26 protein-coding genes and 1 pseudogene are annotated in these 23,284 nt (G+C 68.3%); 15 read left to right on the top strand and 12 right to left on the bottom strand.

The genetic code is table 11. The annotated features are described in order from the left end of the window. Positions 1 to 112 precede the first annotated feature (112 nt). The 10 genes and pseudogenes from AB4083_RS03505 to AB4083_RS03460 all read right to left on the bottom strand — a co-directional run. A pseudogene (locus tag AB4083_RS03505) lies at positions 113 to 2,185 on the bottom strand (DNA internalization-related competence protein ComEC/Rec2); the annotation flags it as partial. A gap of 201 nt (positions 2,186 to 2,386) precedes the next feature. Then, positions 2,387 to 3,082, bottom strand: a complete 696-nt coding sequence (gene lolD / locus AB4083_RS03500; protein ID WP_441606354.1) for a lipoprotein-releasing ABC transporter ATP-binding protein LolD — start codon at positions 3,080 to 3,082, stop codon at positions 2,387 to 2,389. A gap of 4 nt (positions 3,083 to 3,086) precedes the next feature. Then, positions 3,087 to 4,331, bottom strand: coding sequence for a lipoprotein-releasing ABC transporter permease subunit (locus tag AB4083_RS03495; RefSeq protein WP_441606353.1), 1,245 nt, complete (start codon positions 4,329 to 4,331; stop codon positions 3,087 to 3,089). Positions 4,332 to 4,470: 139 nt separating this feature from the next. Then, positions 4,471 to 4,893: a protein YgfX gene (locus AB4083_RS03490; protein ID WP_441606352.1), complete on the bottom strand. Its 423-nt coding sequence runs from the start codon at positions 4,891 to 4,893 to the stop codon at positions 4,471 to 4,473. Beyond that, complete coding sequence (locus AB4083_RS03485) at positions 4,865 to 5,113, bottom strand: FAD assembly factor SdhE (protein ID WP_441606350.1); 249 nt, start codon at positions 5,111 to 5,113, stop codon at positions 4,865 to 4,867. Before AB4083_RS03485 ends, AB4083_RS03490 begins: the two co-directional genes overlap by 29 nt. A gap of 86 nt (positions 5,114 to 5,199) precedes the next feature. Continuing rightward, on the bottom strand, positions 5,200 to 5,985 hold the full coding sequence (locus tag AB4083_RS03480; RefSeq protein ID WP_441606349.1) for a succinate dehydrogenase iron-sulfur subunit: 786 nt from the start codon (positions 5,983 to 5,985) through the stop codon (positions 5,200 to 5,202). A 21-nt stretch (positions 5,986 to 6,006) separates the two neighbouring features. After that, entirely contained in the window at positions 6,007 to 7,794 is a 1,788-nt protein-coding gene (gene sdhA / locus AB4083_RS03475) for a succinate dehydrogenase flavoprotein subunit (protein ID WP_441606348.1), read from the bottom strand. A gap of 5 nt (positions 7,795 to 7,799) precedes the next feature. After that, positions 7,800 to 8,195 (bottom strand): succinate dehydrogenase, hydrophobic membrane anchor protein, encoded by a 396-nt coding sequence (gene sdhD, locus AB4083_RS03470; protein ID WP_441606347.1) that lies wholly within the window; start codon positions 8,193 to 8,195, stop codon positions 7,800 to 7,802. Then, complete coding sequence (gene sdhC, locus AB4083_RS03465; protein WP_441606346.1) at positions 8,192 to 8,584, bottom strand: succinate dehydrogenase, cytochrome b556 subunit; 393 nt, start codon at positions 8,582 to 8,584, stop codon at positions 8,192 to 8,194. The genes sdhD and sdhC overlap by 4 nt, the downstream gene beginning before the upstream one ends. 83 nt (positions 8,585 to 8,667) lie before the next feature. Then, entirely contained in the window at positions 8,668 to 8,772 is a 105-nt protein-coding gene (locus AB4083_RS03460; protein ID WP_441606345.1) for a DUF1674 domain-containing protein, read from the bottom strand. A 194-nt stretch (positions 8,773 to 8,966) separates the two neighbouring features. Between AB4083_RS03460 and ygfZ the strand changes: the two genes are divergently transcribed. Both ygfZ and AB4083_RS03450 read left to right on the top strand, forming a co-directional pair. Then, entirely contained in the window at positions 8,967 to 9,764 is a 798-nt protein-coding gene (gene ygfZ, locus AB4083_RS03455) for a CAF17-like 4Fe-4S cluster assembly/insertion protein YgfZ (protein ID WP_441606344.1), read from the top strand. A gap of 465 nt (positions 9,765 to 10,229) precedes the next feature. Then, positions 10,230 to 10,652 carry a cell wall hydrolase gene (locus AB4083_RS03450; protein WP_441606343.1) on the top strand — a complete coding sequence of 141 codons (423 nt, stop codon included), beginning with the start codon at positions 10,230 to 10,232 and terminating at the stop codon, positions 10,650 to 10,652. 75 nt (positions 10,653 to 10,727) lie between these two features. Here the strand turns inward: AB4083_RS03450 and AB4083_RS03445 are convergent, their stop codons facing one another. Further along, positions 10,728 to 11,222, bottom strand: coding sequence for a glycine zipper 2TM domain-containing protein (locus tag AB4083_RS03445; protein WP_441606342.1), 495 nt, complete (start codon positions 11,220 to 11,222; stop codon positions 10,728 to 10,730). A 26-nt stretch (positions 11,223 to 11,248) separates the two neighbouring features. Then, positions 11,249 to 11,839: a glycine zipper 2TM domain-containing protein gene (locus AB4083_RS03440; protein WP_441606341.1), complete on the bottom strand. Its 591-nt coding sequence runs from the start codon at positions 11,837 to 11,839 to the stop codon at positions 11,249 to 11,251. A 139-nt stretch (positions 11,840 to 11,978) separates the two neighbouring features. Here AB4083_RS03440 and AB4083_RS03435 point away from each other — a divergent pair, with 139 nt between their 5' ends. From AB4083_RS03435 to ccmD, 13 genes are all read left to right on the top strand, one after another. Further along, on the top strand, positions 11,979 to 12,743 hold the full coding sequence (locus tag AB4083_RS03435; RefSeq protein WP_441606475.1) for a TatD family hydrolase: 765 nt from the start codon (positions 11,979 to 11,981) through the stop codon (positions 12,741 to 12,743). Between the two features lie 99 nt (positions 12,744 to 12,842). Further along, entirely contained in the window at positions 12,843 to 13,340 is a 498-nt protein-coding gene (locus AB4083_RS03430; protein ID WP_441606340.1) for a MarR family winged helix-turn-helix transcriptional regulator, read from the top strand. Continuing rightward, a complete protein-coding gene (locus AB4083_RS03425) occupies positions 13,337 to 14,839 on the top strand; it encodes an efflux transporter outer membrane subunit (protein ID WP_441606339.1) in 1,503 nt (500 codons plus the stop codon). Before AB4083_RS03430 ends, AB4083_RS03425 begins: the two co-directional genes overlap by 4 nt. After that, entirely contained in the window at positions 14,826 to 16,031 is a 1,206-nt protein-coding gene (locus tag AB4083_RS03420; RefSeq protein ID WP_441606338.1) for an HlyD family secretion protein, read from the top strand. The genes AB4083_RS03425 and AB4083_RS03420 overlap by 14 nt, the downstream gene beginning before the upstream one ends. 13 nt (positions 16,032 to 16,044) lie before the next feature. After that, the gene (locus AB4083_RS03415) at positions 16,045 to 17,598 is read left to right on the top strand and encodes a DHA2 family efflux MFS transporter permease subunit (RefSeq protein WP_441606337.1); all 1,554 of its coding nucleotides are present in this window, start codon (positions 16,045 to 16,047) and stop codon (positions 17,596 to 17,598) included. A 133-nt stretch (positions 17,599 to 17,731) separates the two neighbouring features. Then, a complete protein-coding gene (gene phaR / locus AB4083_RS03410) occupies positions 17,732 to 18,229 on the top strand; it encodes a polyhydroxyalkanoate synthesis repressor PhaR (RefSeq protein WP_441606336.1) in 498 nt (165 codons plus the stop codon). A gap of 110 nt (positions 18,230 to 18,339) precedes the next feature. Continuing rightward, complete coding sequence (gene phbB / locus AB4083_RS03405) at positions 18,340 to 19,083, top strand: acetoacetyl-CoA reductase (protein WP_441606335.1); 744 nt, start codon at positions 18,340 to 18,342, stop codon at positions 19,081 to 19,083. A 73-nt stretch (positions 19,084 to 19,156) separates the two neighbouring features. Then, on the top strand, positions 19,157 to 20,569 hold the full coding sequence (locus AB4083_RS03400) for an FAD-dependent oxidoreductase (RefSeq protein WP_441606334.1): 1,413 nt from the start codon (positions 19,157 to 19,159) through the stop codon (positions 20,567 to 20,569). Next, complete coding sequence (locus tag AB4083_RS03395; protein ID WP_441606333.1) at positions 20,562 to 21,002, top strand: DUF3293 domain-containing protein; 441 nt, start codon at positions 20,562 to 20,564, stop codon at positions 21,000 to 21,002. The genes AB4083_RS03400 and AB4083_RS03395 overlap by 8 nt, the downstream gene beginning before the upstream one ends. A gap of 11 nt (positions 21,003 to 21,013) precedes the next feature. Next, on the top strand, positions 21,014 to 21,652 hold the full coding sequence (gene ccmA / locus AB4083_RS03390) for a cytochrome c biogenesis heme-transporting ATPase CcmA (protein ID WP_441606474.1): 639 nt from the start codon (positions 21,014 to 21,016) through the stop codon (positions 21,650 to 21,652). After that, on the top strand, positions 21,649 to 22,335 hold the full coding sequence (ccmB, locus tag AB4083_RS03385; RefSeq protein ID WP_441606332.1) for a heme exporter protein CcmB: 687 nt from the start codon (positions 21,649 to 21,651) through the stop codon (positions 22,333 to 22,335). Before ccmA ends, ccmB begins: the two co-directional genes overlap by 4 nt. 3 nt (positions 22,336 to 22,338) lie before the next feature. Then, positions 22,339 to 23,097 (top strand): heme ABC transporter permease, encoded by a 759-nt coding sequence (locus AB4083_RS03380; protein WP_441606331.1) that lies wholly within the window; start codon positions 22,339 to 22,341, stop codon positions 23,095 to 23,097. Continuing rightward, on the top strand, positions 23,094 to 23,282 hold the full coding sequence (gene ccmD, locus AB4083_RS03375; protein WP_441606330.1) for a heme exporter protein CcmD: 189 nt from the start codon (positions 23,094 to 23,096) through the stop codon (positions 23,280 to 23,282). Before AB4083_RS03380 ends, ccmD begins: the two co-directional genes overlap by 4 nt. Positions 23,283 to 23,284: the final 2 nt, after the last annotated feature.

Below are 23,284 nucleotides of genomic sequence, written 5' to 3'. Positions count from 1 at the left end.
ACGTGCGGATCACCCGCGGTGCCCCGTCGGCCGGAAAATCCACCTCGATGGCACCGCGCTGCGCCGTGTTCAGCAGGCGCACCCCGAATGCGGCATAGCGCTGCGCCACCAGCGGATGCGGATGGCCGAAGCGGTTGCGCCAGCCAGCCGAGACCAGGGCAAGCACCGGCGCCAGCCCGCGGACCAGGGCCGGCCCCGACGAGGTGCGGCTGCCGTGGTGCGGCACCTGCAGCACCAGCGGCACGCCGGGGCCCACGGCCGCGGGCAGGCCGCTTTCCGCCACCAGGCCGATATCCCCGGTGAGCAGGACACGGCCGCCCGCGCCCTCCACCAGCAGTACGCAGGAGCGGTCGTTGCCGTGCGCTGCACCGGCGCCGGCAGCCGGACCGAGCATGCGGAAATGCACGCCGTCCCAGCTCCAGGCCTGCCCCGCGACACAGGCTTCGGCGGGGACCGGCGTGCGGCCGGGCTCGCCGGCCAGCCGCGCCGCTTCCGGATGCGCCTTCACTACCGCAGGCGCGCCGCCGGCATGGTCGTTGTCGGCATGGCTGACCACCAACAGGTCGAGCCGCGCGATCCCCAGCGCGCGCAGCGAAGGCAGCACGGCGGCCTCGCCCAGATCGAACTCGGAAGGAAAGCGCGCGCCGGCATCGAACACCAGCGCGTGCTCGCGCGTGCGCAGCACCACCGCCAGTCCCTGCCCCACGTCCAGCATCCACAGCCGGAACGCACCTTGCGGCGGACGCTCCGTCGATGGCCATAGCAGGGGCAGGAACAGCAGCGCACCCAGCCAGCGCAGCGGCGTGCCGCGCGGCAACAGCAGCCAGCCGGCCCCGAGCAGGGCCAGGCCCAGCGCCCACGCCTGCACCGCGGGTACGTAGAGCTGCGCGCCGGGCCAGCGGGCGATGCGCTCGAACAGCCACCACAGCCCCGTGCACAGCCATCCGGCCAGAACCAGCACCGGCCCCGCCAGCGGCGGCGCCAGTATCAGCAGCAGCGTGCCGAGCAAGGTCAGCGGCACCACCAGGAAACTCACCAGCGGTACCGCGACAAGGTTCGACAAGGCGCCCACCAACGAGGTCCCGCCGAAGAACCACAGGCTCAGCGGCAGCAGCGCCACGGCCATCAGCGCCTGCGCCAGCGTCAACTCGCGCAACAAGCCACGCCATCCAGAGGCGCGCGACGCCAGGCCGTACATCAGGAAAGCCACGCCGGCGAAGGACAGCCAGAAGCCGGCGCTCAACACCGACAATGGATCGACCACGAGCATCGCGAACAAAGCCAGCGCCAGCGACTGCGCCGGCGAGACATGACGCCGCGAACAGCGCGCCAACGCGACCACCGCGATCATCAGCAAGGTGCGCACGGTGGGCAGGCCGAAACCCGCCAGCGCGCTGTACAGCGCGGCGAACCACAGCGCGGCCAGCGCCTGCGCCTGCCGCCGCGACAGGCGCAGGCCGAACCACGGCCACAGCGCATAGATCACCCGCACCAGCCCGACGCCAGCCACCGCCGCCACACCGACATGGAAGCCCGAAATGGCGATGAGATGCGAAGCGCCGTTGGCGCGCGCCACTTCCCAATCGTGCGGACTCAAGCCGCGCGTATCGCCGACGGCGAAGGCGCGCAACAACGCGGCCGCGCGGATATCGGCGACGCGGCGCGCGATCCCGTCGGCGATGGCGTCACGCCAGCCGTCGATGCACCACGGCGCGCCCATGCTCTCGTTGGACGGACCATCGCGCACATAACCGGTGGCGACGATACCGCGCTCCAGCGCGCTGCGCTCACCATCGCCACCGCCAGGATTGACCAATCCGCGCGGCCGCTTGAGGCGCAGCGCCAGACGCCAGCGCCCGCAGGGCGCAATCACCGGAACGACCCGGTCGCCGCTGGCGTACCAGGCAAGCCGCAGCCGTCCATCGAGCGCGACCGGCGCACCGCCTACCGAGGCCTGTTCCACCTGCAGCAAAAACCGCGTCGCTTCATCGCGCTGCTGCGGCAGGCCGGCCACCGTGCCGACCACGATCAGATCGCGCCCTTCCAGCTCGCGCGGCAGGCGCGCTTCCATCGCCCATGCGCCACACCATGCAGCCCAGGCCGCGCCAAGCATCAGGAAGGCGACCGCACGCGCCCGTGGCGAACGCCAGGCAAGCCAGATCGGCAAGATGAGCAACGGCACCATCCAGCCTTGCGGCGGCAGCACCGGCATCCATTGCATTGCCAGCACGCCGGCAAGAAATGCCGGCGCCAGCCCGATGACTCCAAGTCCGCGCACTGCTCTGATCCATCCTTGGGGATGGCTCAAGTTAGCGCGGTGAAGTCCGAAGCAAGTCCGAAAGCACGGTAGGCATCGGCCGACGCGTCGCGTCGGCCGAGCACTCGATCAATGCGCGGGACGTTCCCGCAGCACGCCGTTATGCAGCTCCAGCGTGCGGTCCATGCGAGCCGCCAGGCGGGTGTCGTGCGTCACCAGCACGAAGCTGGTGCCGATCTCGCGGTTGAGCTCCAGCATCAGCTCGTAGACGTGATCCGCATTGCCTTCGTCGAGATTGCCGGTGGGCTCGTCGCCCAGCACGCAGGCCGGCCGCGTCACCAGCGCGCGCGCCACGGCGCAACGCTGGCGTTCGCCACCGGACAGTTCCGCCGGCTTGTGCGCCACGCGGTTGCCCAGGCCCACGCGCTCCAGCAGCTCGGACGCACGCTTCTGCGCCTCCGGTATCGGCATGCCGCGGATCAGCAGCGGCATGCACACGTTCTCCAGCGCGGTGAACTCGGGCAGCAGATGGTGGAACTGGTAGATGAAACCCAGCGAGCGGTTGCGCACGCGGCCGCGCTCGGCGTCGGACAGCGAAGACAACAGCTGCCCTTCGACTTCGACCTCGCCCTTGGTCAGCGTGTCCAGGCCACCGAGGATATGCAGCAGCGTGCTCTTGCCGGAGCCGGAGGCGCCGACGATGGCCAGCGTCTCGCCGCGCTTCAGCGCAAAGCTGACGTCGCTGAGCACGTCGGTGTGCAGGCCGCCTTCCTCGTAGGTCTTGGCGATGTTGCTGGCGCGCAGCACGGTGGCATTTTCGGTCATAAACTTACTCATAGCGCAGGGCCTGGGCCGGCTGCGTGCGCGACGCGCGCCACGCGGGGTACAGCGTGGCGAGCAGCGAGAACAGGAAGGTCACCAGCGCCACCTTGGCCACATCGTCCATCTGCAATCGGCTGGGCAGCTCGCTGATGTAATAGACGTCCGGCGACAGGAACGTGGTGTGGAAGGTGCGCTCGATCCACTTGACGATCTGCGGCAGCCGCCACGACAGCAGCGAACCCAACGTCACGCCGAAGCCGATGCCGACGAAGCCCACCAGCACGCCCTGCACCATGAACATGCCCATGATGCTGCGCGGCGTGGAACCCAGCGTGCGCAGGATGGCGATGTCGGCCTGCTTGTCGGTGACCAGCATCATCAGCATCGAGATCAGGTTGATCACCGCGACCAGGATGATCAGCGAGAGGATGATGAACATCACCTTCTTCTCCATCGAGATGGCGGAGAAGAAATTCGCATGGCTGTCCATCCAGGTATCCATGCGGTAGACCTGGCCCAGGTTGTTGGCCAGCTCCTTCGCCACCGGCCGCGCATTGAACATGTCGTCCAGGCGCAGGCGGATGCCGGTGGGGCCGTCGATGCTGTTGAGGCGCTGCGCGTCCTGCATGCTGATCAGGGCCAGGTTGGAATCGAACTCCTGCATGCCCAGCTCGAAGATGCCCGCCACGGTGAAGCTGCGCAGGCGCGGCACGCTGCCCATCGGGGTGGCGCGGAATTCCGGCACCGCCATGGTGACGTGATCGCCCATCGCCACGCCCAGCGACATGGCCAGCTCGCGGCCCAGCACGATGTTCCACTTGCCCGGCTGCAGCACGTCGAGCTTGCCGTCGATCATGTGCTTGTCGATGTCGGAGACCTTCGGCTCCTGCGCCGGATCGATGCCGCGCACCAGCGCGCCGCTGGAACGGCGCGCCTGCAGGAAGGCCTGCGCCTCCACGTAGGGCGCGGCGCCGCGCACGTGCGGGTTGGCTTCGGCGATCTGGATCGCGCGCTCCCAGTTCTGCACGCTCTCGCCGGCCAGGCCCGACACGGTGGCGTGCGAGATGGCGCCGAGGATGCGCGTGCGCAGCTCGTTGTCGAAGCCGTTCATCACCGACATCACGGTGATCAGCGCGGTGACGCTGATCGCGATGCAGACGATGGAGACGGTCGAGATAAACGAGATGAACTGGTTGCGTCGCTTGGCCCGCGTGTAGCGCAGGCCGATGAAAAGCTCTAGCGGTCGGAACATGGACGGGTCGCTCGTGGGATTCGTTGGGCTGGCCGCCCGGGCATCGCGCAGGACGCCATAGCTGGTGCCATGGTCAGCGGGATCAGACCGCGGCGCCGCGGCAGAGTGCCCCAAGCCTTGCGGTTCGGCAAGCCGGCGCTCAGCCGGCCGGCAGCGCGGCGGCCAGGCGCATGCGCAGGCGCCGGCGCAGGTCGGCGTCGCTGTTGTCCGGTGCGAGCAGCAGGCTCAGCGCCGGTCCCGAGGCCAGCCGCAGGCGCAACCATACGCATCCGGCCAGCACGCGGGACGACAGCAGCATGGCCTGGATATCGGTCGACGTCGCATCGCGCAGCGTCCAGCCGCCATCGGCGGCCCACCCGGCCGAGGTGACCCCCGGGCGCAGCCACCGGCGCCGTTCCGCCAGCAGCGCCGCCGCCAGCACGCAGCTCATGGCGCACTTGCCCCACCACGGCATGCCGCACAGCCAGACCGCAAGCAGCGCCAGCCAGGCCAGGCCCGCGCAGCTGCGCGCGAGCAGGCGCGACGGCGCGTACTCAAAGCCGATGGCGGGCGCGGATGTCATCGATGATCGCCTGCCAGTCCGCGCGCGGCGCCTGCGCGTGGCCCATCACCCAGTCCCACAGGTCCGGGTCCTGCACGTCGAGCAGTTCGTCGAAGGCCACGCGCATGGCCTCGTCCGCCTGCGCGAAACGCTCATCCAGCCAGCCGCCGAACAAGGCGTCCAGCTCGCGCGTGCCGCGGCGGGTGCGCCAGCGCAGGCGCTTGATGCGGGCTTCGTCCATGGCAGTGCGCTCGATAGGAACCGGGGTTCTGAAACGACATGGCCCGCGGCGAGCCGCGGGCCATGAGGATGGGACAGGAACGGCGCTCAGGGCGCGCGGCGCTCCACGATCAGCTTCTTGATCTCCGCGATCGCCTTGGCCGGGTTCAGGCCCTTGGGACAGGTGCGCGCGCAGTTCATGATCGTGTGGCAGCGATACAGCTTGAACGGGTCTTCCAGGTCGTCCAGGCGGGCACCGGTGTCCTCGTCGCGCGAGTCGACGATCCAGCGGTAGGCCTGCAGCAGGATGGCCGGGCCCAGGTACTTGTCGCCGTTCCACCAGTAGCTCGGGCAGCTGGTCGAGCAGCAGGCGCACAGGATGCACTCGTACAGGCCGTCGAGCTTCTTGCGGTCTTCCGGCGACTGCAGGCGCTCCTTGTCGGCCGGGGCCGGGCTCTGCGTGCGCAGCCAGGGCTTGATCGATGCGAACTGGGCGTAGAAGTGGGTGAGATCCGGCACCAGGTCCTTCACCACCGGCATGTGCGGCAGCGGGTAGATCTTGACGTCGCCGGAGGCGCAGTCAGTGATCGCCTTGGTGCAGGCCAGCGTGTTGGTGCCGTCGATGTTCATCGCGCACGAACCGCAGATGCCTTCGCGGCAGGAGCGGCGCAGGGTGAGCGTCGGATCGATCTCGTTCTTGATCTTCAACAGGGCGTCCAGAACCATCGGGCCGCACGCGGCCATGTCGACCTCATAGGTGTCGATGCGCGGGTTCTGGCCGTCTTCCGGCGTCCAGCGATAGATGCGGAAGGTGCGGGGCTGCTTGGCATCCTTGGCCGGATAGTGCTTGCCCGGCTGGACCTTGGAATTCTTGGGTAGCGTGAACTCTGCCACGGTCGTATCTCCAGTCCGGTCTCAGTAAACGCGCTTTTTCGGCGGAACCACTTCGACGTCCGAGGTCATGGTGTACATGTGCACCGGACGGAAATCGAAGTTCGCCTTGCCGTTGTCGTCCACCGACACCAGGGTGTGCTTCTGCCAGTCGTGGTCGTCGCGGTCCGGGAAGTCCTCGCGGGCATGTGCGCCGCGGCTCTCCGGGCGCTGCTCGGCCGAGTACATGGTGGCCACGGCCTGGCCCAGCAGGTTGGACAGCTCCAGGGTCTCGATCAGATCGGAGTTCCACACCAGCGAGCGGTCGCTGACGCCGACGTCCTTGAACGAGTCGTGCACCTTGGAGATCTTCGCGCAGCCTTCCTTCAGCGACTCGCCGGTGCGGAACACCGCGGCGTCGCTCTGCATGGTGCGCTGCATTTCGGCGCGGATCTTCGCGGTCGGCAGGCTGCCCTTGGCGTAGCGCAGGCCGTCGAAGCGCGACAGCGCCTGGTCCAGCGCGCTGGCCGGCAGGTCCTTGTGCGAGGCGCCCGGCTTGACGATCTCGGCGCAGCGATGCGCCACCGCGCGGCCGAACACCACCAGGTCGAGCAGCGAGTTGGAGCCCAGGCGGTTGGCGCCGTGCACCGACACGCAGGCGGCCTCGCCGATGGCGAACAGGCCCGGCACCACCGCGTCGACGTCGTCGCCGCGCTTCTGTACCACTTCGCCGTGGTAGTTGGTGGGGATGCCACCCATGTTGTAGTGCACGGTGGGAATGACCGGGATCGGTTCCTTGGTCACGTCCACGCCGGCGAAGATGCGCGCCGACTCGGCGATGCCCGGCAGGCGTTCGTGGATCACGCCGGCGCCCAGGTGCATCAGGTTGATGTGGATGTGGTCCTTGTGCTCGCCGACGCCGCGGCCTTCGCGGATTTCCATGGTCATGGCGCGGCTGACCACGTCGCGCGAGGCCAGGTCCTTCGCGTTCGGCGCGTAGCGCTCCATGAAGCGCTCGCCGTTGGAGTTGGTCAGGTAACCACCCTCGCCGCGCACACCCTCGGTGATCAGGCAGCCGGAGCCGTAGATGCCGGTGGGGTGGAACTGCACGAACTCCATGTCCTGCAGGGCCAGGCCGGCGCGCAGCACCATGCCGCCGCCGTCGCCGGTGCAGGTATGCGCCGAGGTGGCGCTGAAGTAGGCGCGGCCGTAGCCGCCGGTGGCCAGCACCACGGCATGGCCGCGGAACACGTGCAGGGTGCCCTCGTTCATGTCCAGCGCGAGCACGCCGCGGCACACGCCTTCTTCGTCGAAGATCAGGTCGGTGGCGAAGTACTCGATGAAGAAGGTGGCGTCATGCGCCAGCGCCTGCTGGTACAGCGTGTGCAGGATGGCGTGGCCGGTACGGTCGGCCGCGGCGCAGGTGCGCTGCGCGGTGCCCTTGCCGTAGTGGGTGGTCATGCCGCCGAACGGGCGCTGGTAGATCTTGCCCTCTTCGGTGCGCGAGAACGGCACGCCGTAGTGTTCCAGCTCGATGATCGAGGGAATGGCCTCGCGGCACATGTATTCGATCGCGTCCTGGTCGCCCAGCCAGTCCGAACCCTTGATGGTGTCGTAGAAGTGGAAGCGCCAGTCGTCCTCGCCCATGTTGCCCAGCGCGGCCGAGATGCCGCCCTGCGCGGCCACGGTGTGCGAGCGGGTCGGGAACACCTTGGTGATGCAGGCGGCCTTGAGGCCTTTCTCGGCCAGGCCGAAGGTGGCGCGCAGGCCGGCGCCGCCGGCGCCGACCACGATCACGTCGTACTTATGCTGCTGAACTTTGTAGGCTTCCATCGAACTCAGACTCCCAGCGCCACGCGCACGACGGCCAGCACGCAGGCCAGCGCGCCCAGCACGGCGACAAACTTGATCAACACCAGCGACGCCACTTCGAGCCAGCGGGTGTGCACGTAGTCCTCGAGCACCACCTGCAGGCCGAGCACGGCATGCCAGAACGCGGTGACGGTGAAAGCGATCAGCAGCAGCGCGTTCCACGGCTTGGCCACGGCGGCCCTGGCGGTGGCGTAGTCGGCGTGCAGCGAGCACAGCACGAAGGCCACGAACCAGATGCCGAGGAAGACCAGGCCCGCCGCGGTCAGGCGCTGGGTCCACCAGTGGCCCACGCCGGACTGGGCCGAGCCCAGGCCGCGTGCGCGCTTGAGCGGATTGCGCAGATCCTTGGAGTCGGCGCTCATGCGGCACCTCCGGTCAGCACGTAGACCCAGACCAGCACGGTCAGCACCAGGCTGCCGATCACCGACAGCCAGCTCGAACGCACGAACTGGGCGATGGCGTAGCCGGCGCCGGCGTCCTGCACCAGGTGGCGGATGCCGTTGCACAGGTGGAAGAACAGCGCCCAGCTCCAGCCGAACAGCAGGACCAGCCCGATCGGGCTGCCGATGCAGGTCTTGAACTGGTTGAAGCTGGCTTCGCCGCCGGCCAGGGCGAGCAGGCCCCACATGATCAGCAAGGTGCCGACCGCCAGGGCGATGCCGGTGACGCGGTGCACGATGGAGGTCACCATCTGCACTTGCCACTTATAGATCTGTAGATGCGGAGAGAGCGGTCGTCGCGTGTCTGCCATGGCGGCTATCCTGTGTGGAATCGCTTATGTCCGTACGCCGTCCCATGGCCACCATGCCGACGCGTCACGCGCCGGCGCGGCGGTCAGAAGTCGATGCAGCGCCCGTTTTTTTCCCAATCGCCGTAGCGGGTGGGATCGGGTGCCGGCCGCTCCGCCGGAGCCTTGCCCTGTTCCTTGCCGGCAGGCACGGAATTTCCGTCCGCCGGAGCGGGTACGGGCTTGGATTCGGGATGAGAGGATGTGTCGGACATGGGTTCAGTAAGCCGACAAAGGTTAATACTTGCGTTAAAACGGCACAACCTTGACGACTGCCGCCCGGCTTGACCCACGAGTTGCCCCGCCCGCCTTGCGGATGCTCCGGTCCGCCCCCATCCGTGCCGCCATGCCCGCGACATTCCAAGCCGAAACCCTGTTCATCGAAGGCGCCGACGCGATCGCGTTCGCCCAAGCCCAATTCAGCGGCAATGCCGCCGACCTGGCCGTCGGACGCTGGCAGTTCAGCGCCTGGCTCGACGCTCAGGGACGCGTGCGCGCGCTGTTCCAGCTGGCGCGAGTGAGCGAGCACAGTCTGCTGCTGATGCTGCGCGGCGGACGCGTCGAGCCACTGGCAGATGCGCTGCGGCGATTCGTGTTTCGTTCCAAGCTGACGTTGCAGGCGCTGCCGGTGCGCGCACTCGGCACGAGCGCAGCGATGGAGTCGCACACGGTCGAACAACGCGGCGATGTCGTCGTACTCGGTTGCGGCACGCACAGCATGACCATCGGTGCGCGCGAAGACGATGCATGGCGCGCCGAACAGATTCATCTCGGCTGGCCATGGCTGCCGGACAGCGCGCTCGATTCGCTGCTGCCGCCGGCACTGTCGCTGGAACGATTGCAGGCTGTCGCGTTCGACAAAGGCTGCTATCCAGGGCAGGAAATCGCTGCGCGCCTGCATTTTCGCGGTGGCCACAAGCGGCATATGCATTGCGTCGTATTGTCGCAAGCGCTGCCACCGGGCAGCGTGCTGCGCGACGCACAGAGCGATGTCGCAGTGGTGCTCGATAACGTGTTGACCAACGATGCGCACAGCGCGCTCGCCATTATCAACGACGCACTCGCCGAGCAAGCAAAATCTCACGCGCTGAGATGGAACGAAGACATCATCGACATCGAATTGCGCGAACGCTGGCCTGCGTGATGCGAACAAGTTCGCCGATGTATCAGCGATGTTCTTGCGATTGTGAGTACAACGTGAACCCGACCCGCCCGGCACTTGCCATAAAGAAAACCTGCCACTAGGCTCCGCCGGTCACACTCGACAGACATCCCTTTGACGGATGTCTCATACGCGACGAACCGGAGGGGTCCGGATCGCGGCGCGACCCGGCCGATAAGGCCGGAGGAACCACCGCCAAATGGCGGAACAAGTTGCTGGCCATCGGATATCGAAAGAGTCCGCAAGCGCCAAGGCAGCAGTAACGAGCGAGGTCGGATCAGTCGCTCGACGCCACATTCCGTGGCAAACCGCAGCGGCCACAAGTTTCGGCCAACGCGTGTTCAATCCAGGTGGAACGGCCTGCCCGCCCGTCCATCGCAACGGCGTTCCAATCCAGCAGCACCGGATCGGCGCGTACAGCACGTTGGAGGCAGAATGAAACTTTCCATGCTGTTGTGGCTTGCGTCCGTGCTGCCCCAACCCCTCGCCGACCAGACCTGCCTGGCGACGACGGTGTATCTCGAAGCCCGCAGCGAGTCGACCATCGGCCAGTTCGCCGTGGCCGAAGTAGCGCTCCGTCGCCGCGATCGCGGCACCTGGGGCAAGAACGTGTGCGAAGTGGTCAATGCACCACGGCAGTTCGCCACCACCACCACCACCAGCACGTTCGAAGTGACCGATCTCAATGCCTGGGGCAAGGCGTGGAAGATCGCCGGCGATTCCATCGTCAACTGGAATCTGCCGATGGGCGAGCGCATGGTCTACGTTCCGCACGCCGACCATTTCGCCACCACCGCGGTGGCGCCGGCCTGGAGTACCAGCCGCGTCGTGCGCAAGATCGGCGACCACGCGTTCTACGCCGTCAACTAAACACAAAACCCGAAGCACAAAAAAAGGCCCTCGAATTCGAGGGCCTTTTCATTTGGACGTCTAGACGCCTATACGTCAGTGGCGATAGATGCGGTTGTTGCGGATCTCCACGTAATCGCCCTGGCGGATCTGCGGATCGTCGGCCTGGGTCACCGTCGCATAGCGGCCATCGTCGAGGCGGACCGAAACCTGGAAGGCCTGGTCCGGACTGCCGTTGCGCTTGCCCACTTCGTTGCCGACGGCACCACCGGCCACCGCACCGACCACGGTCGCGGCGGTGCGGCCATTGCCCTTGCCCACGGTGTTGCCGAGCAGGCCACCGGCGACGGCGCCGATCACCATGCCCAGCGGCGACGCGCTCTTGTCCACGTTCACCACGCGCACATCCTCGACCGTGCCGCACTGCACGCAACGGCTGGAGCGATAGCCCCCGTCGTTGCTGTAGCCGCCGCCACCACCACCGCCGTAGTAGCCACCCGAACGCGGCGGCGGCGTGGCGCAGGCCGTCAGCAGGGCGAAGCAGCCGGCGACGGCCGCCGTGGCCAGGCGTTTGCTGAGCGTAGTGTTCATGCTGCGGTCCTCCTCAAGAAGAAAGGTCAATGGGCGGCGTCGGAGACGGCAACCACACCTTCCTGCACCTGCACGCGATCGCCCGGATCGTGATCCATGCGGATCGTGCGGGTCACGCCGTTGTACTCGTAGGCCACGTCGTAGCCGACGATCTTGTCGCCGCCCTTGCCAGCCACCGTGTTGCAGCGGCGCTGGGTCGACGAAACCGTGTTGTTTTCCTGGCGGTTCTTCTGGATCTCGTGACCGGCGTAACCGCCGCCGAGCGCGCCGGCGACCGTCGCCAGCGTGCGGCCCTTGCCGCCGCCGACCTGGTTGCCGAGCAGACCGCCCGCGACCGCGCCGATGGCGGTACCGGCGATCTGGTGCTGATCCTTTACCGGAGCCCGCTGCGTGACCACTTCATCGTGGCAGACCTGCTGCGGTGCGCTGGCCTGGTCGCGCACCGGCGTGACGCTGACCACCCGGGCGTACTTGGGACCTGCAGCCGCGGACTGCGCCTGCGAAGCCGTGCCACCCACGCCGCCGTCGGCGTTCGCGTCGCGGTTACAGGCCGTGAGGCCCACCGCAAGCACGGCACCAAGCCCCAGATGAAGCGCGGAAATGACGAACCTGCTCATAATGCTCTCCTGGATGGACCACTGGCGCACCCCGCGCCATTCAAAGCGATCCGTAGTGAAATCATTGAACCCTCGGTCAACTGAATGTTGGCTAGACCGAGCCGCCCTATCCTAGCCCCGTTGGCCTTCCATTCCTGTGATCGATCTAACCGATAGCCACGCGCACCTGGACGACGGCAGTTTCGACCCGGATCGCGCCGAGGTCATGCACCGGGCACTGGAAGCCGGCGTGCGCCATGTCGTGGTGCCCGCCATCCACCGGGATTCCTGGGCCGGCATCGCGCGGCTGTGCGCGCAGTACCCGCAGGCCCTGCCCGCCTACGGCCTGCATCCGATCTATCTGCAACAGCACCGGCCCGAACATGTCGCCGAGCTGACCCAGTGGCTGGCGGAGCACCCCGCCGTGGCCGTGGGCGAGATCGGGCTGGACTATTTCCTGGAAGAACTCGACCGCGAACGGCAGCGCAGCTACTTCGAACAGCAACTGCAGGTTGCGCGCGAATTCGAGCTGCCGGTGATCGTGCATGCGCGCCGCGCGGTGGACGAAGTCACCGCCACGTTGCGCCGCATCGGCGGCCTGCGCGGCGTGGTGCACAGTTTTTCCGGCAGCGAGCAGCAGGCCGAACAATTGTGGCGGCTGGGCTTCTGCCTCGGCATCGGCGGGCCCATTACCTACGAGCGTGCGCAGCGCCTCCGCCGCATCGTCGCCGGCATGCCGATCGAGCATCTGCTGCTGGAAACCGATGCGCCGGACCAACCCGGCGCCGGTCATCGCGGGCAACGCAACGAGCCCGCGCACATCACTGACGTGCTGCGCGTGGTCGCCGCCCTGCGCGGCGACAGCGAGGCGAACCTCGCCGCGGCCACCACCGCCAACGCCGCCCGGCTGTTCGGCCACGCCTGAAGTCCACTTGCAGCCCGGGGCGGGCCGCTGCTAGCCTAATAGTTCATTGAAGTAATATTTCTTGGTGAAATGTCCGGCCTGCTAATCCGCATGGATCATATGAACGCCGGCATTCACCGTGCCAGCGAGAGCGTGCCCGGCCTGCCGGTGCAGGAAGCCGTGCTGCTGCGCATGCTGCTGATGGCCGGCAATGCAGTGATCGAGGAGATCGAACACATCCTCAAGCCGCACGGCTTGAGCGACAGCGACTTCCGCACGCTGATGATGGTCTACACCGCCCCGGGCGGGCGCACGTCGCCCAGCGAACTGTGCGGCTACGCGCAGCAGAGCCCGACCAATATGACGCGCATCACCAACGTGCTGGTGCAGCAGGGTTTCGTCACGCGCGCATCGAGCGACGAAGATCGCCGCCGCGTCGAGCTGAGCATCACCCCGCTTGGCCGGCGCTTCGTGCGCAAGCTGTTGCCCACGCTTTTCCCGCGCATTCACGGCGCCTTCGCCAGCCTCAGCGCCACCGAGCAGAAAACGCTCGAACAGCTGCTGCGCAAAGTGGCCGCCAATATCGACCAACTCATCGGATCGGACTCCCATCCATGATCGCTACTCCGTTCAAGCTCCCGCTGTTCCACCCACGTGTCGCGCTGGTCGTGGCCGTCGCCGTGGCCCTCGCCGGCTGCGCGATTCCCGGCAAGGTGCAACACCCGACGCTGCGCGACGAAGTCCCGCTGGCCGGCCTCGAAGCCCCTGCCCGCGCCGGCTGGCCCGCCAGCGAATGGTGGCGCCAGTATCAGGATCCGCAGCTCGACGACCTGATCGAGCGCGCCATGCAGGGCTCGCCCGACCTGGCCCAGGCGCAGTCGCGCCTGGAGTCCGCGCAGCAGTCGATCCGCATCGCCGCCGCGCAGGCCGGCCTCAGCGTCAACGGCAGTGCGCAGGTGATGCGCCAGCGCATGAGCGAGAACGGGCTGATCCCGTCCAAGTTCCTCGGCTTCACCTGGTACAACCAGGGCGACCTGGGCGTGCAGGCGCAGTACGACTTCGACTGGTGGGGCAAGCAGCGCGCGACGATCGACGCAGCCGTCGACCAGGCGCGCGCCGCCGCGGCACAGCGCAGCGCCGCGGCGCTGTCGATCCAGAACGCCGTGGCCGACACCTATTTCGGCTGGCTGGCCGATGAAGCGCGCATCGATGTCGCGCGCAAGCAGGTGGCCACTCAAGACCAGTACGTCCGCGTCGAGGACCTGCGCGTGCACCAGGGCGTGGACCTGCCCGACGACGCGCAGAAGGCGCGCATCCAGCAGGCGTCCGCGCGCGAACTGCTGGTCGCGCTGGAAAGCTCAGCGAAGATCCGCCAGACCGCGCTGGCCAGCCTGCTCGGCGTGGCTCCCGCCCAACTGCCGGCGCTGGCGCCGCGCGCACTGCCGGCGCTCGACGGCGGCCTGCCGCCCAACGTCGGCATGGACCTGATCGCGCGCCGCCCCGACATCGCCGCCAGCCGCTGGCAGGTTGAAGCGGCGCTGAAGCAGACCGATGCGGCGCGTGCCGAGTTCTTCCCCGACATCAGCCTGTCGGCGATGGCCGGGCTGTCCAGCATCGACCTGGACAAGATGTTCAACGCCTCCAGCCGCGTGTTCTCGCTGACCCCCGCACTGCACCTGCCGATCTTCAACAGCGGCCTGCTGCAGGCGAACTTCCACGCCAGCAAGGCCCAGCTCGATGCCGCGGTGGCGCAGTACAACAGCACCGTGCTGTCCGCCGCGCGCGACGTCTCGCTGCAGAGCCTCACCGCCCAGCAGCTCGTCGCACGGCGCAAGGAACAGGCGGCGCAGATCGCCGCCAACGAAAGCCTGCTGGCCAGCGCCCAGGCCCGCGCGCGCCAGGGCGTGCGCGATATCCGCGAATCGCTGGGCGCGCAGGGCCAGCTGCTGCAGACGCGCGACGACGCGCTGAGCCTGCAGGCGCAGGCGCTGTCCACGGATCTGTCGCTGATCAAGGCGCTGGGCGGCGGCTACCGCGTCGCCGGCGATGCACTGCCCGCCTCTTCTTCTTCCACTTCAAACCCTATCGCCGGAGACGCCGATCATGAGCGCCACTGATTCCGCCGCCACGCGGCAGGACGACAACGACAGCGGCCTGGCCGCGAAGAACCCCGGCAAGCGGCGCCGCGCGCTGCTGATCGTGCTGCTGGTATTCGTGGCGCTGGGGCTGGGCTGGTTCCTGCTGTGGCTGCTGGTGCTGTCCAAGCGCGAGACCACCGACAACGCCTATGTGGGCGGCAACCAGGTGGCGATTTCCGCCCAGGTGCCCGGCACCGTGGTGGCGATCCTCGCCGACGACACCCAGCGTGTCGACGCCGGCCAGGTGCTGGTGCGGCTGGACCGCACCGACGGCGACGTGCGCCTGCGCCAGGCCAGCAGCGCGCTGGCCCAGGCCGTGCGCCAAGTGCGCCAGCAGACCGATTCGGCCAGCAGCGCCGACGCCGCCGTCGCCGCACGCCGGGTGGATCTGAAGAAGGCCCAGGCCGACCTGCAGCGCCATCTGCCGCTGCTGGCCGAGCATGCCGAAGCGCCGGAAGTGGTGCAGCATCTGCGCGATGGCGTGGAGCAGGCGCAGACCGCGCTCGATGCCGCCGTCGCCCAGGCCAGCGCTTCGCACGCCGCCATCGAAGGCACCGAGATCGCGCAGAACCCGGCCGTCGAACAGGCGCGCGCCAACTTCCGCGCCGCCTGGGTCGCCGCGCAGCGCAATGCGATCTTCGCGCCGGTGTCCGGCTACGTCGCCCAGCGCAGCGTGCAGGTCGGCAACAGCGTGCAGCCGGGCCAGCAGCTGATGACGGTGGTGCCGCTGCACGATTTGTGGATCGACGCCAACTTCAAGGAAAGCCAGCTGCGCCATATCCATATCGGCCAGAGCGCGCACTTCTCCGCCGACGTGTACGGCGGCAGCGTGGAATTCCACGGCAAGGTGATCGGCCTGGGCGCCGGCACCGGCAGCGTGTTCTCGCTGCTGCCGGCGCAGAACGCCACCGGCAACTGGATCAAGGTGGTGCAGCGCGTGCCGGTGCGCATCGCCATCGACAACCAGGACCTGGACAAGCATCCGCTGCGCATCGGCCTGTCCACCGAAGTGACGGTGGACATCACCGACGACCGCGGCCCGGTGCTGGCGCAGTCGCCGGTGCAGACGCCGACCGCGGAAACCAAGGTCTACGACCAGATGGCCACCCAGGCCGATGCGGAAGCCGAGAAGATCATCGGCGCCAACCTCAGCCGCGGCGAGAGCCGCTGAGCCACGACCGCCCATGGCCACCACGCCTAACGAAGCCGCTCCGCCGAAACCGCTGCAGGGCGGCGCGCTCGTCCTGCTGACCATCGCGGTCGCCTTCAGCACCTTCATGGAGGTGCTGGACATGACCATCGTCAACGTCGCGGTGCCGCATATCGCCGGCAGCCTGGGCGTCGGCGCCAGCGAAGGCACCTGGACCATCAGCTCCTACGCGCTGGCCAGCGCGATCATGCAGCCGCTCACCGGCTGGCTGGCGCGGCGCTTCGGCGAAGTGAAGACCTTCATCGCCTCGGTCGGCCTGTTCGTGCTGTTCTCGATGCTGTGCGGCCTGGCCACCAGCATGCCGATGCTGGTGATCGCGCGCCTGCTGCAGGGCGCCGGCTCCGGCCCGATGGTGGCGCTCTCACTGACCTTGCTGCTGTCGAGCTATCCGAAAGCCAAGCAAGGCATGGCGCTGGCGATGTGGGCGATGACGGTGGTGGTGGCGCCGATCTTCGGTCCGATTCTGGGCGGCTGGCTGACCGACAATTTTTCCTGGCCGTGGATCTTCTACATCAACGTGCCGGTCGGCGCGCTGGCGGCGGTGATCACCTGGGCGCTGCTGCGCAAGCGCGAGACCAAGACCTTCAAGACCCCGATCGACCTGGTCGGCCTGGTGCTGCTGGTGGTGGGCGTGGGCTGCCTGCAGTTCATGCTGGACAACGGCAACGACAACGACTGGTTCTCCTCCACTCTGATCACCGTGCTGGGCATCACCGCGCTGGTGTGCATCGTCTTCCTGATCGTGTGGGAGATGCATGCCAAGCATCCGGTGGTGGACCTGTCGCTGTTCAAGCGGCGCAATTTCACCGTCGGCGTGACCGCGCTGTCGCTGGGCATGATGGCGTTCTTCGGCATCAACGTGGTGTTCCCGCTGTGGCTGCAGACCACGCTGGGCTACACCGCGACCTGGGCCGGCCTGGCCACTGCGCCGGTGGGCGTGCTGGCGTTTCTGATGTCGCCGGTGATCGGCGCCAATATCAACCGCCTGGACCTGCGCGCGGTGGTGACGGCGGCGTTCCTGATCTTCGCCGGCACCTCGCTGTGGTTCTCGACCTTCGACAGCTCCGCCTCGTTCGCCAGCCTGGTGCTGCCGCGCTTCGTGATGGGTGCGGCGATCGCGTGCTTCTTCATTCCGCTGAACCAGATCTACCTGGCGGGGTTGCCGGGCAACCAGATCGCCAGCGCCTCGGGCCTGGCCAATTTCTGCCGCACCATGGGTTCGAGCGTGTCGACCGCGGTGACGGTGACGATCTGGCAGCACCGCGGCGAGTTCCACCACGCCATCCTCACCGAGAGCGTGTCGCCGGCCCATCCCGCCGCCACCCAGTACCTGCAGGGGCTGGCCCAGGGCGGCCTGCCCGGCATGCGCGGGCTGGGCGTGGTCGACCAGGTGCTCACGCGCGAAGCGCTGACCCTGGCGGTGAACGACGTGTTCTGGCTGTGCGCGGTGCTGTTCGTGGCGCTGATCCCGGTGCTCTGGTTCGCCAAGCCCCCGTTTGGCAGCGCCGGCGGCGCGGCAGGCCACTAGCAGACCATTGATTGAGCACTAGCAGACCAGTCATCGGGCAAGATCGATCCAAATTTGCTGCGCCGGAAAAGTGCAGCAAAACCGTGCTGGCGGCGACTGGTGCGGCGCAATACGTTCTGGTAGTTTCCGCCGCATGGCACAAACGATCCGCACCATTAAGAAGTATCCGAACCGTCGCTTGTACGACACGGAAATCTCCAGCTACATCACGCTGGAAGAGGTCCGTCAGCTCGTACTCGACAGCGAAACCTTCGAAGTCCGCGACGCCAAATCCGGCGAGGACCTGACCCGCTCGGTGCTGCTGCAGATCATTTCCGAGCACGAGGAAAAGGGCCAGCCGATGCTGTCGCCGCAGCTGTTGAGCCAGATCATCCGGTTCTACGGCGACTCGCTGCAAGGCTTCATGGGCCCCTATCTGGAGCGCAGCCTGCAGGTGTTTCTCGACCAGCAGCAGCAGTTCCGCAACCAGCTGAACAGCCTGCTGGGCCAGACGCCCTGGTCGATGCTCAACGACCTGACCCAGCGCAACATGGACGCGTGGAAGTCCATGCAGAGCGGCCTGCTCGACGCCGCCAGCCAGGCTTCCAACCCGGCCGCCAATCCGGCCAAGCCCGGCGGCACCAAGAAGTAAGTCCCGCCTGTCTCCCGCGCCGGCGCCCCGCTGGCGCCGGTGCTTCCTTGTGCAACCGCCGCTGCGGCACAGCACGTGCTGCCGTGCGGCATGGATCGGGTAAGCGCCACATGACTCGTATCGCCATCGTTACAGGCGGCATCGGCGGCCTGGGCACGGAAATCTGCCGCCAGCTCGCCCTGGCCGGCCGCCAGGTGATCGCCGCCGACCTGCCCGCCCGCGCCGACCGCGTGGCCGCCTTCCAGGCCGAACTGGCCGACCTCGACGGCGCCATCCGCTTCGAGCCGGTGGACGTCAGCGACTTCGCCAGTTGCGCAGACCTGATCCAGCGCGTCGAAGCCGCCCACGGCAGCGTGGACGTGCTGGTCAACGCCGCCGGCATCACCCGCGACACCACGCTGCGCAAGATGGACCCGCAGCAATGGCACGAGCTGATGCGGGTGAACCTGGACGGCGTGTTCAACATGTGCCGCAACGTGGTCGAGGGCATGAGCGGGCGCGGCTTCGGCCGCATCGTCAACCTCAGTTCGGTGAACGGCCAGACCGGCCAGTTCGGCCAGACCAACTACGCCGCGGCCAAGGCCGGCGTGCATGGCTTCGGCATGGCGCTGGCGCGCGAGACCGCGCGCAAGGGCGTCACCGTCAACACCGTGTCGCCGGGCTATTGCGATACGCCGCTGGTGGCCAAGGTGCCGGCCGAGATCCGCGCGCAGATCCTCGAGGACATCCCGGTCGGCCGGCTCGGCTCGCCCGCCGATATCGCCCGCGCGGTGAGCTTCCTCGCCGCGGATGACGCGGGCTACATCACCGGCGCCAACCTGCCCGTCAACGGCGGCTACTTCATGAGTTTCTGAAGCTGGCCAGGCGTCGGCGCCGGCCGGCGCCCGCGCCTGATAAAGTCCCGCGATCCGACCGACGGAACACCTCATGGCGTCGACGCAGCAGCCTTCCATCACCCTTATCGGCGGCGGCTTGGTGGGCGCCCTGCTCGCCCAGCAGCTGGCCCGCCGCGGCTTCCCGGTCGACGTCTACGAAAAGCGCCCCGACCCTCGCCGCGCGGGCTTCCTCGGCGGCCGCTCGATCAACCTGGCCCTGGCCGAACGCGGCCTGCAGGCGCTGCGCACCGCGGGCCTGGCGGATGAGGTGCTGGCACGCGCGGTGATGATGCGCGGACGCATGGTGCACACCCGCGACGGCCGCTCCGGCCTGCAGCGCTACGGCGTGGACGACAGCGAGGTGATCTGGTCGGTCTCGCGCGGCGCCTTGAACATGCTGCTGCTGGATGCCGCCGAAGCGGCCGGCGTGCGCTTCCATTTCGGGCAGTCGCTGGTCGATGCGGATTTCGATGCGCAGCGCGTACGCCTTGCCGACGAACAAGGCACCGAGCGCAGCATCGAGGCCAAGGTGCTGATCGGCGCCGACGGCGCCGGTTCCGCCCTGCGCGCGGCAATGCACGCCTACCGCCCGCTGGGCGAACGCATCGAACCGCTGGGCCACGCGTACAAGGAACTGGAAATCCCGCCCGCCGGCCAGCTGCCGGCCAGCCTGCTGGGCGACAGCGGCGGCCACGACCAGTTCGCGCTCGAACCGCATGCGCTGCATATCTGGCCGCGCGGCGGCTATATGTGCATCGCCCTGCCCAATACCGAAGGCAGCTTCACCGTCACGCTGTTCCTGCCGGCGCAGGGCGCGCATCCGAGCTTCAGTACCGTACCGGACGCGCAGGCCGCCGAAACGTTCTTCCGCGACGACTTCCCCGACCTGCTGCCGCTGATCCCGGACTTCGCCCAGGACTACGCCAGCCACCCGGTCGGCACGCTGTCCACGCTGTACCTGGAGCGCTGGCATATCGACGGCCGCGCCCTGCTGATCGGCGACGCCGCGCACGCCATCGTGCCGTTCCACGGCCAGGGCATGAACTGCGGTTTCGAGGACACCGTCGCGCTCGCCGCGCTGCTGGCCGAGGCGCCGAACGACATTGCCGACGCCTTCGCCGAATTCCAGCGCGTGCGCCAGCCCAACGCCAATGCGATCGCCGCGATGGCGCTGGAAAACTACATCGAGATGCGCGACTCGGTGGCCGACCCGCATTACCTGGCCAAGCGCGAACTCGGCGTGCTGCTGGCCGAACGCGCGCCGGAACATTTCATGGCGCGCTATCGCATGGTGACCTTCACCCACCTGCCCTATGCGTATGCCTACGACCGCGGCCGCGCGCAGGACCAATTGCTGCAGCAATTGCTGCGCGGCGCGACCGACCCGCGCAGCGTCGACCTCGACTCCGCCATCACCGCACTGAAGGCCACGCTGCCGCCGTTGCCCAGCCTGCGGCATGGATGAGCGCCTGCTGGCGGCCTACCTGGCGACGGCTTACCAGGTCCGGCTGCCATCGGGCGGCCGGGCCACGATCCGGATCGGCGAAGCGCTGCCGCCAGCGCTCGCAAGCCTGGCGGGCACACGCCCCTGGGGCTTTATCACCGCCTGGAACCCGGCCTCGACGCCACGTCCGCGCGCCTGGAACCGCCAGGCGCAGCGCGCGCTGCTGGCGGCCCTGCGCGAACTCCCCGCGTTGGCCTTGATCCGCGCCGGCGCCGGCCGCGGCGACCACTGGCGCGAATCCAGCCTGTTCGTCATCGGCGTGGACACCGCGGCGCTGGACACGCTGGCCCGCCGCCACGGCCAGCACGCCTACCTGCACGGCGAAGCCGGCGGCCGCGCGCTGTTGCGTCGCATGGACAAGCCCGCGGAGCTTTGCGGACAATCGCCCGGATGACCTCCACCCGGATGACTTCGCCGCCGCCCGTCCGGCCCACGCTCCTGCAAGCGGTGGGGCTCGCCTTCTATCGCCAGGACGAACCCGTGTTCGGCCCGCTGGACTTCAGCGTCGACGCCGGCGAGATCGCCCTGGTCGAAGGCGACAACGGCAGCGGCAAGACCACCTTGCTGCGCATCCTGGCTGGCCTGCTGCACGTCGAGGAGGGCGAGCTGCGCTGGCGCGGCGAAGCCTGGCAGCGCGACGAGCACCTGGGCGACGTCGTGTTCCTCGGCCATCACCTGGGCCTGAAGGGCGACCTCAGCGCGCGCGAGAACCTGGCGGTGGCGATCGGCCTGTACGGCCGGCGCGACGGCCTGGCCGCCGCCGATGCGCTGCGCGAGATCGGCCTGGCCGGCTACGAGGACGAACCGGTGCGCCGCCTGTCCGCCGGCCAGAAGAAACGCGCCGCGCTGGTGCGCCTGCTGTTGCTGCCGGCCACGCTGTGGCTGCTGGACGAGCCCTACGCCAACCTCGACCGCGCCGGCATCGAGCTGGTCAACGGCCTGCTCGCGCGGCATGCCGCGCGCGGCGGCGCGGCCCTGGTCACCAGCCATGGCGCGGTGAGCTTCCTCGGCGGCGAGCCGCGCCGCATCCGGATGCACGCATGAACCGGCCGCCGCTCGCCGCCGCCTGCGCTGCGGTGCTGCGCCGCGACCTGGTGCTGGCCTGGCGCCGCCGCGGCGATATCGCCATGCCGGTGCTGTACGCCTTGATCGTGGCCACCCTGTTCCCGTTCGCGCTCGGCCCGGAAGAGGCACTGCTGCAGCGCATCGCCGGCGGCGTGGTGCTGGTCACCGTGCTGCTGGCCATGCTGCTGGCGCTGGATGCGATGTTCCGCGGCGATATCGAGGACGGCTCGCTGGAACAACTGGTACTGGCGCCGCAGCCGCTGGCGCTGATGCTCGGCATGAAGATCCTGGCGCACTGGATCACCACCGCGCTGCCGCTGATCGTGATCGCCCCCCTGCTCGCCGGCATGCTGCACCTGCCCGGCCCAGCGATGCCGGTGCTGCTGCTGGCGCTGCTGCTGGCGACACCGCTGCTCAGCCTGCTCGGCGCCATCCTGGTGGCGCTGACGGCCGGCACACGACGCTCTGGTATGCTCCTGGCGCTGATGCTGCTGCCGCTGTGCGTGCCGGTAGTCATCTTCGCCGCCGGCGCGGTTTCCGCGGCCCAACAGGGGTTGCCCTGGCTCGCTCCCGTCGCCTGGCTCGGCGCGGCGCTGGCCCTGGCCCTGGTGCTCGCGCCGCTGGCCTGCGCCGCCGCCCTACGTATCGCCCTGGATGCCTGACACATGGCCAACTGGATTCCGCTGTGGCTGCACAAGCTCGGCTCGCCGCCGACCTTCTACCGCTTCGCCGGCACGCTGCGGCCGTGGGCGCTGGCGCTGGCGCTGCTGCTCGGCGTCGCTGCGCTGTACGGCGGGCTGGTGCTGGCTCCAGCCGATTACCAGCAGGGCGACGCCTACCGCATCATCTTCATCCACGTGCCCAGCGCCTGGATGAGTTTGTTCATCTATGGCGTGATGGCGCTGGCCTCGTTCATCGCCCTGGTCTGGCGCCTGAAACTGGCTGAAGTGGTGGCGATGGAATCGGCGCCGATCGGCGCGGCCTTCACCTTCGTCACCCTGGTCACCGGCTCCCTGTGGGGCAAGCCGATGTGGGGCACCTGGTGGACCTGGGACGCCCGCCTCACCTCCGAGCTGGTGCTGCTGTTCCTGTACCTGGGCGTGATCGGCCTGTACCACTCCTTCGAGGATCGCCGGCAGGGCGCGCGCGCCGCGGCGTTCCTGGCCCTGATCGGCATCGTCAACGTGCCGATCGTGCATTTCTCGGTGAACTGGTGGAACACCCTGCACCAGGGTTCCACCGTGCGCATCCTCGGCCCCTCGAAGATGAGCGGCGACATGCTGTGGCCGCTGCTGACCATGATGGCCGCGACCAAGTTCTATTACCTCGCCAGCCTGTTCGGCCGCGTGCGCACCGACCTGCTGGCACTGGAAAGCGGCAAGGACTGGGTCAAGCAGATCGCCGAAGCGGAGGGACGCCAGTGAGCCAGTTCCTCGCCATGGGCGGCTACGCCGCCTACGTGTGGCCCGCCTACGCCGTGTTCTTCGCCGTGCTGATCGCCGATTTCCTCGCGCCCGGCATCCGCCGGCGCCGCCAGCTGCGCGAACTGCGCGCCCGCCTGGCGCGCCAGGGCGCGCGCCAGCAACGCAACCCGACGCCTTCGTCCTGACA

Source organism: Dyella sp. 2RAB6, from assembly GCF_052115385.1.
Taxonomy (GTDB): Bacteria; Pseudomonadota; Gammaproteobacteria; order Xanthomonadales; family Rhodanobacteraceae; genus Dyella_D.
The sequence above is the reverse complement of the archived record's forward strand: the minus strand, read 5'-3'. Positions and strand labels throughout refer to the sequence as shown.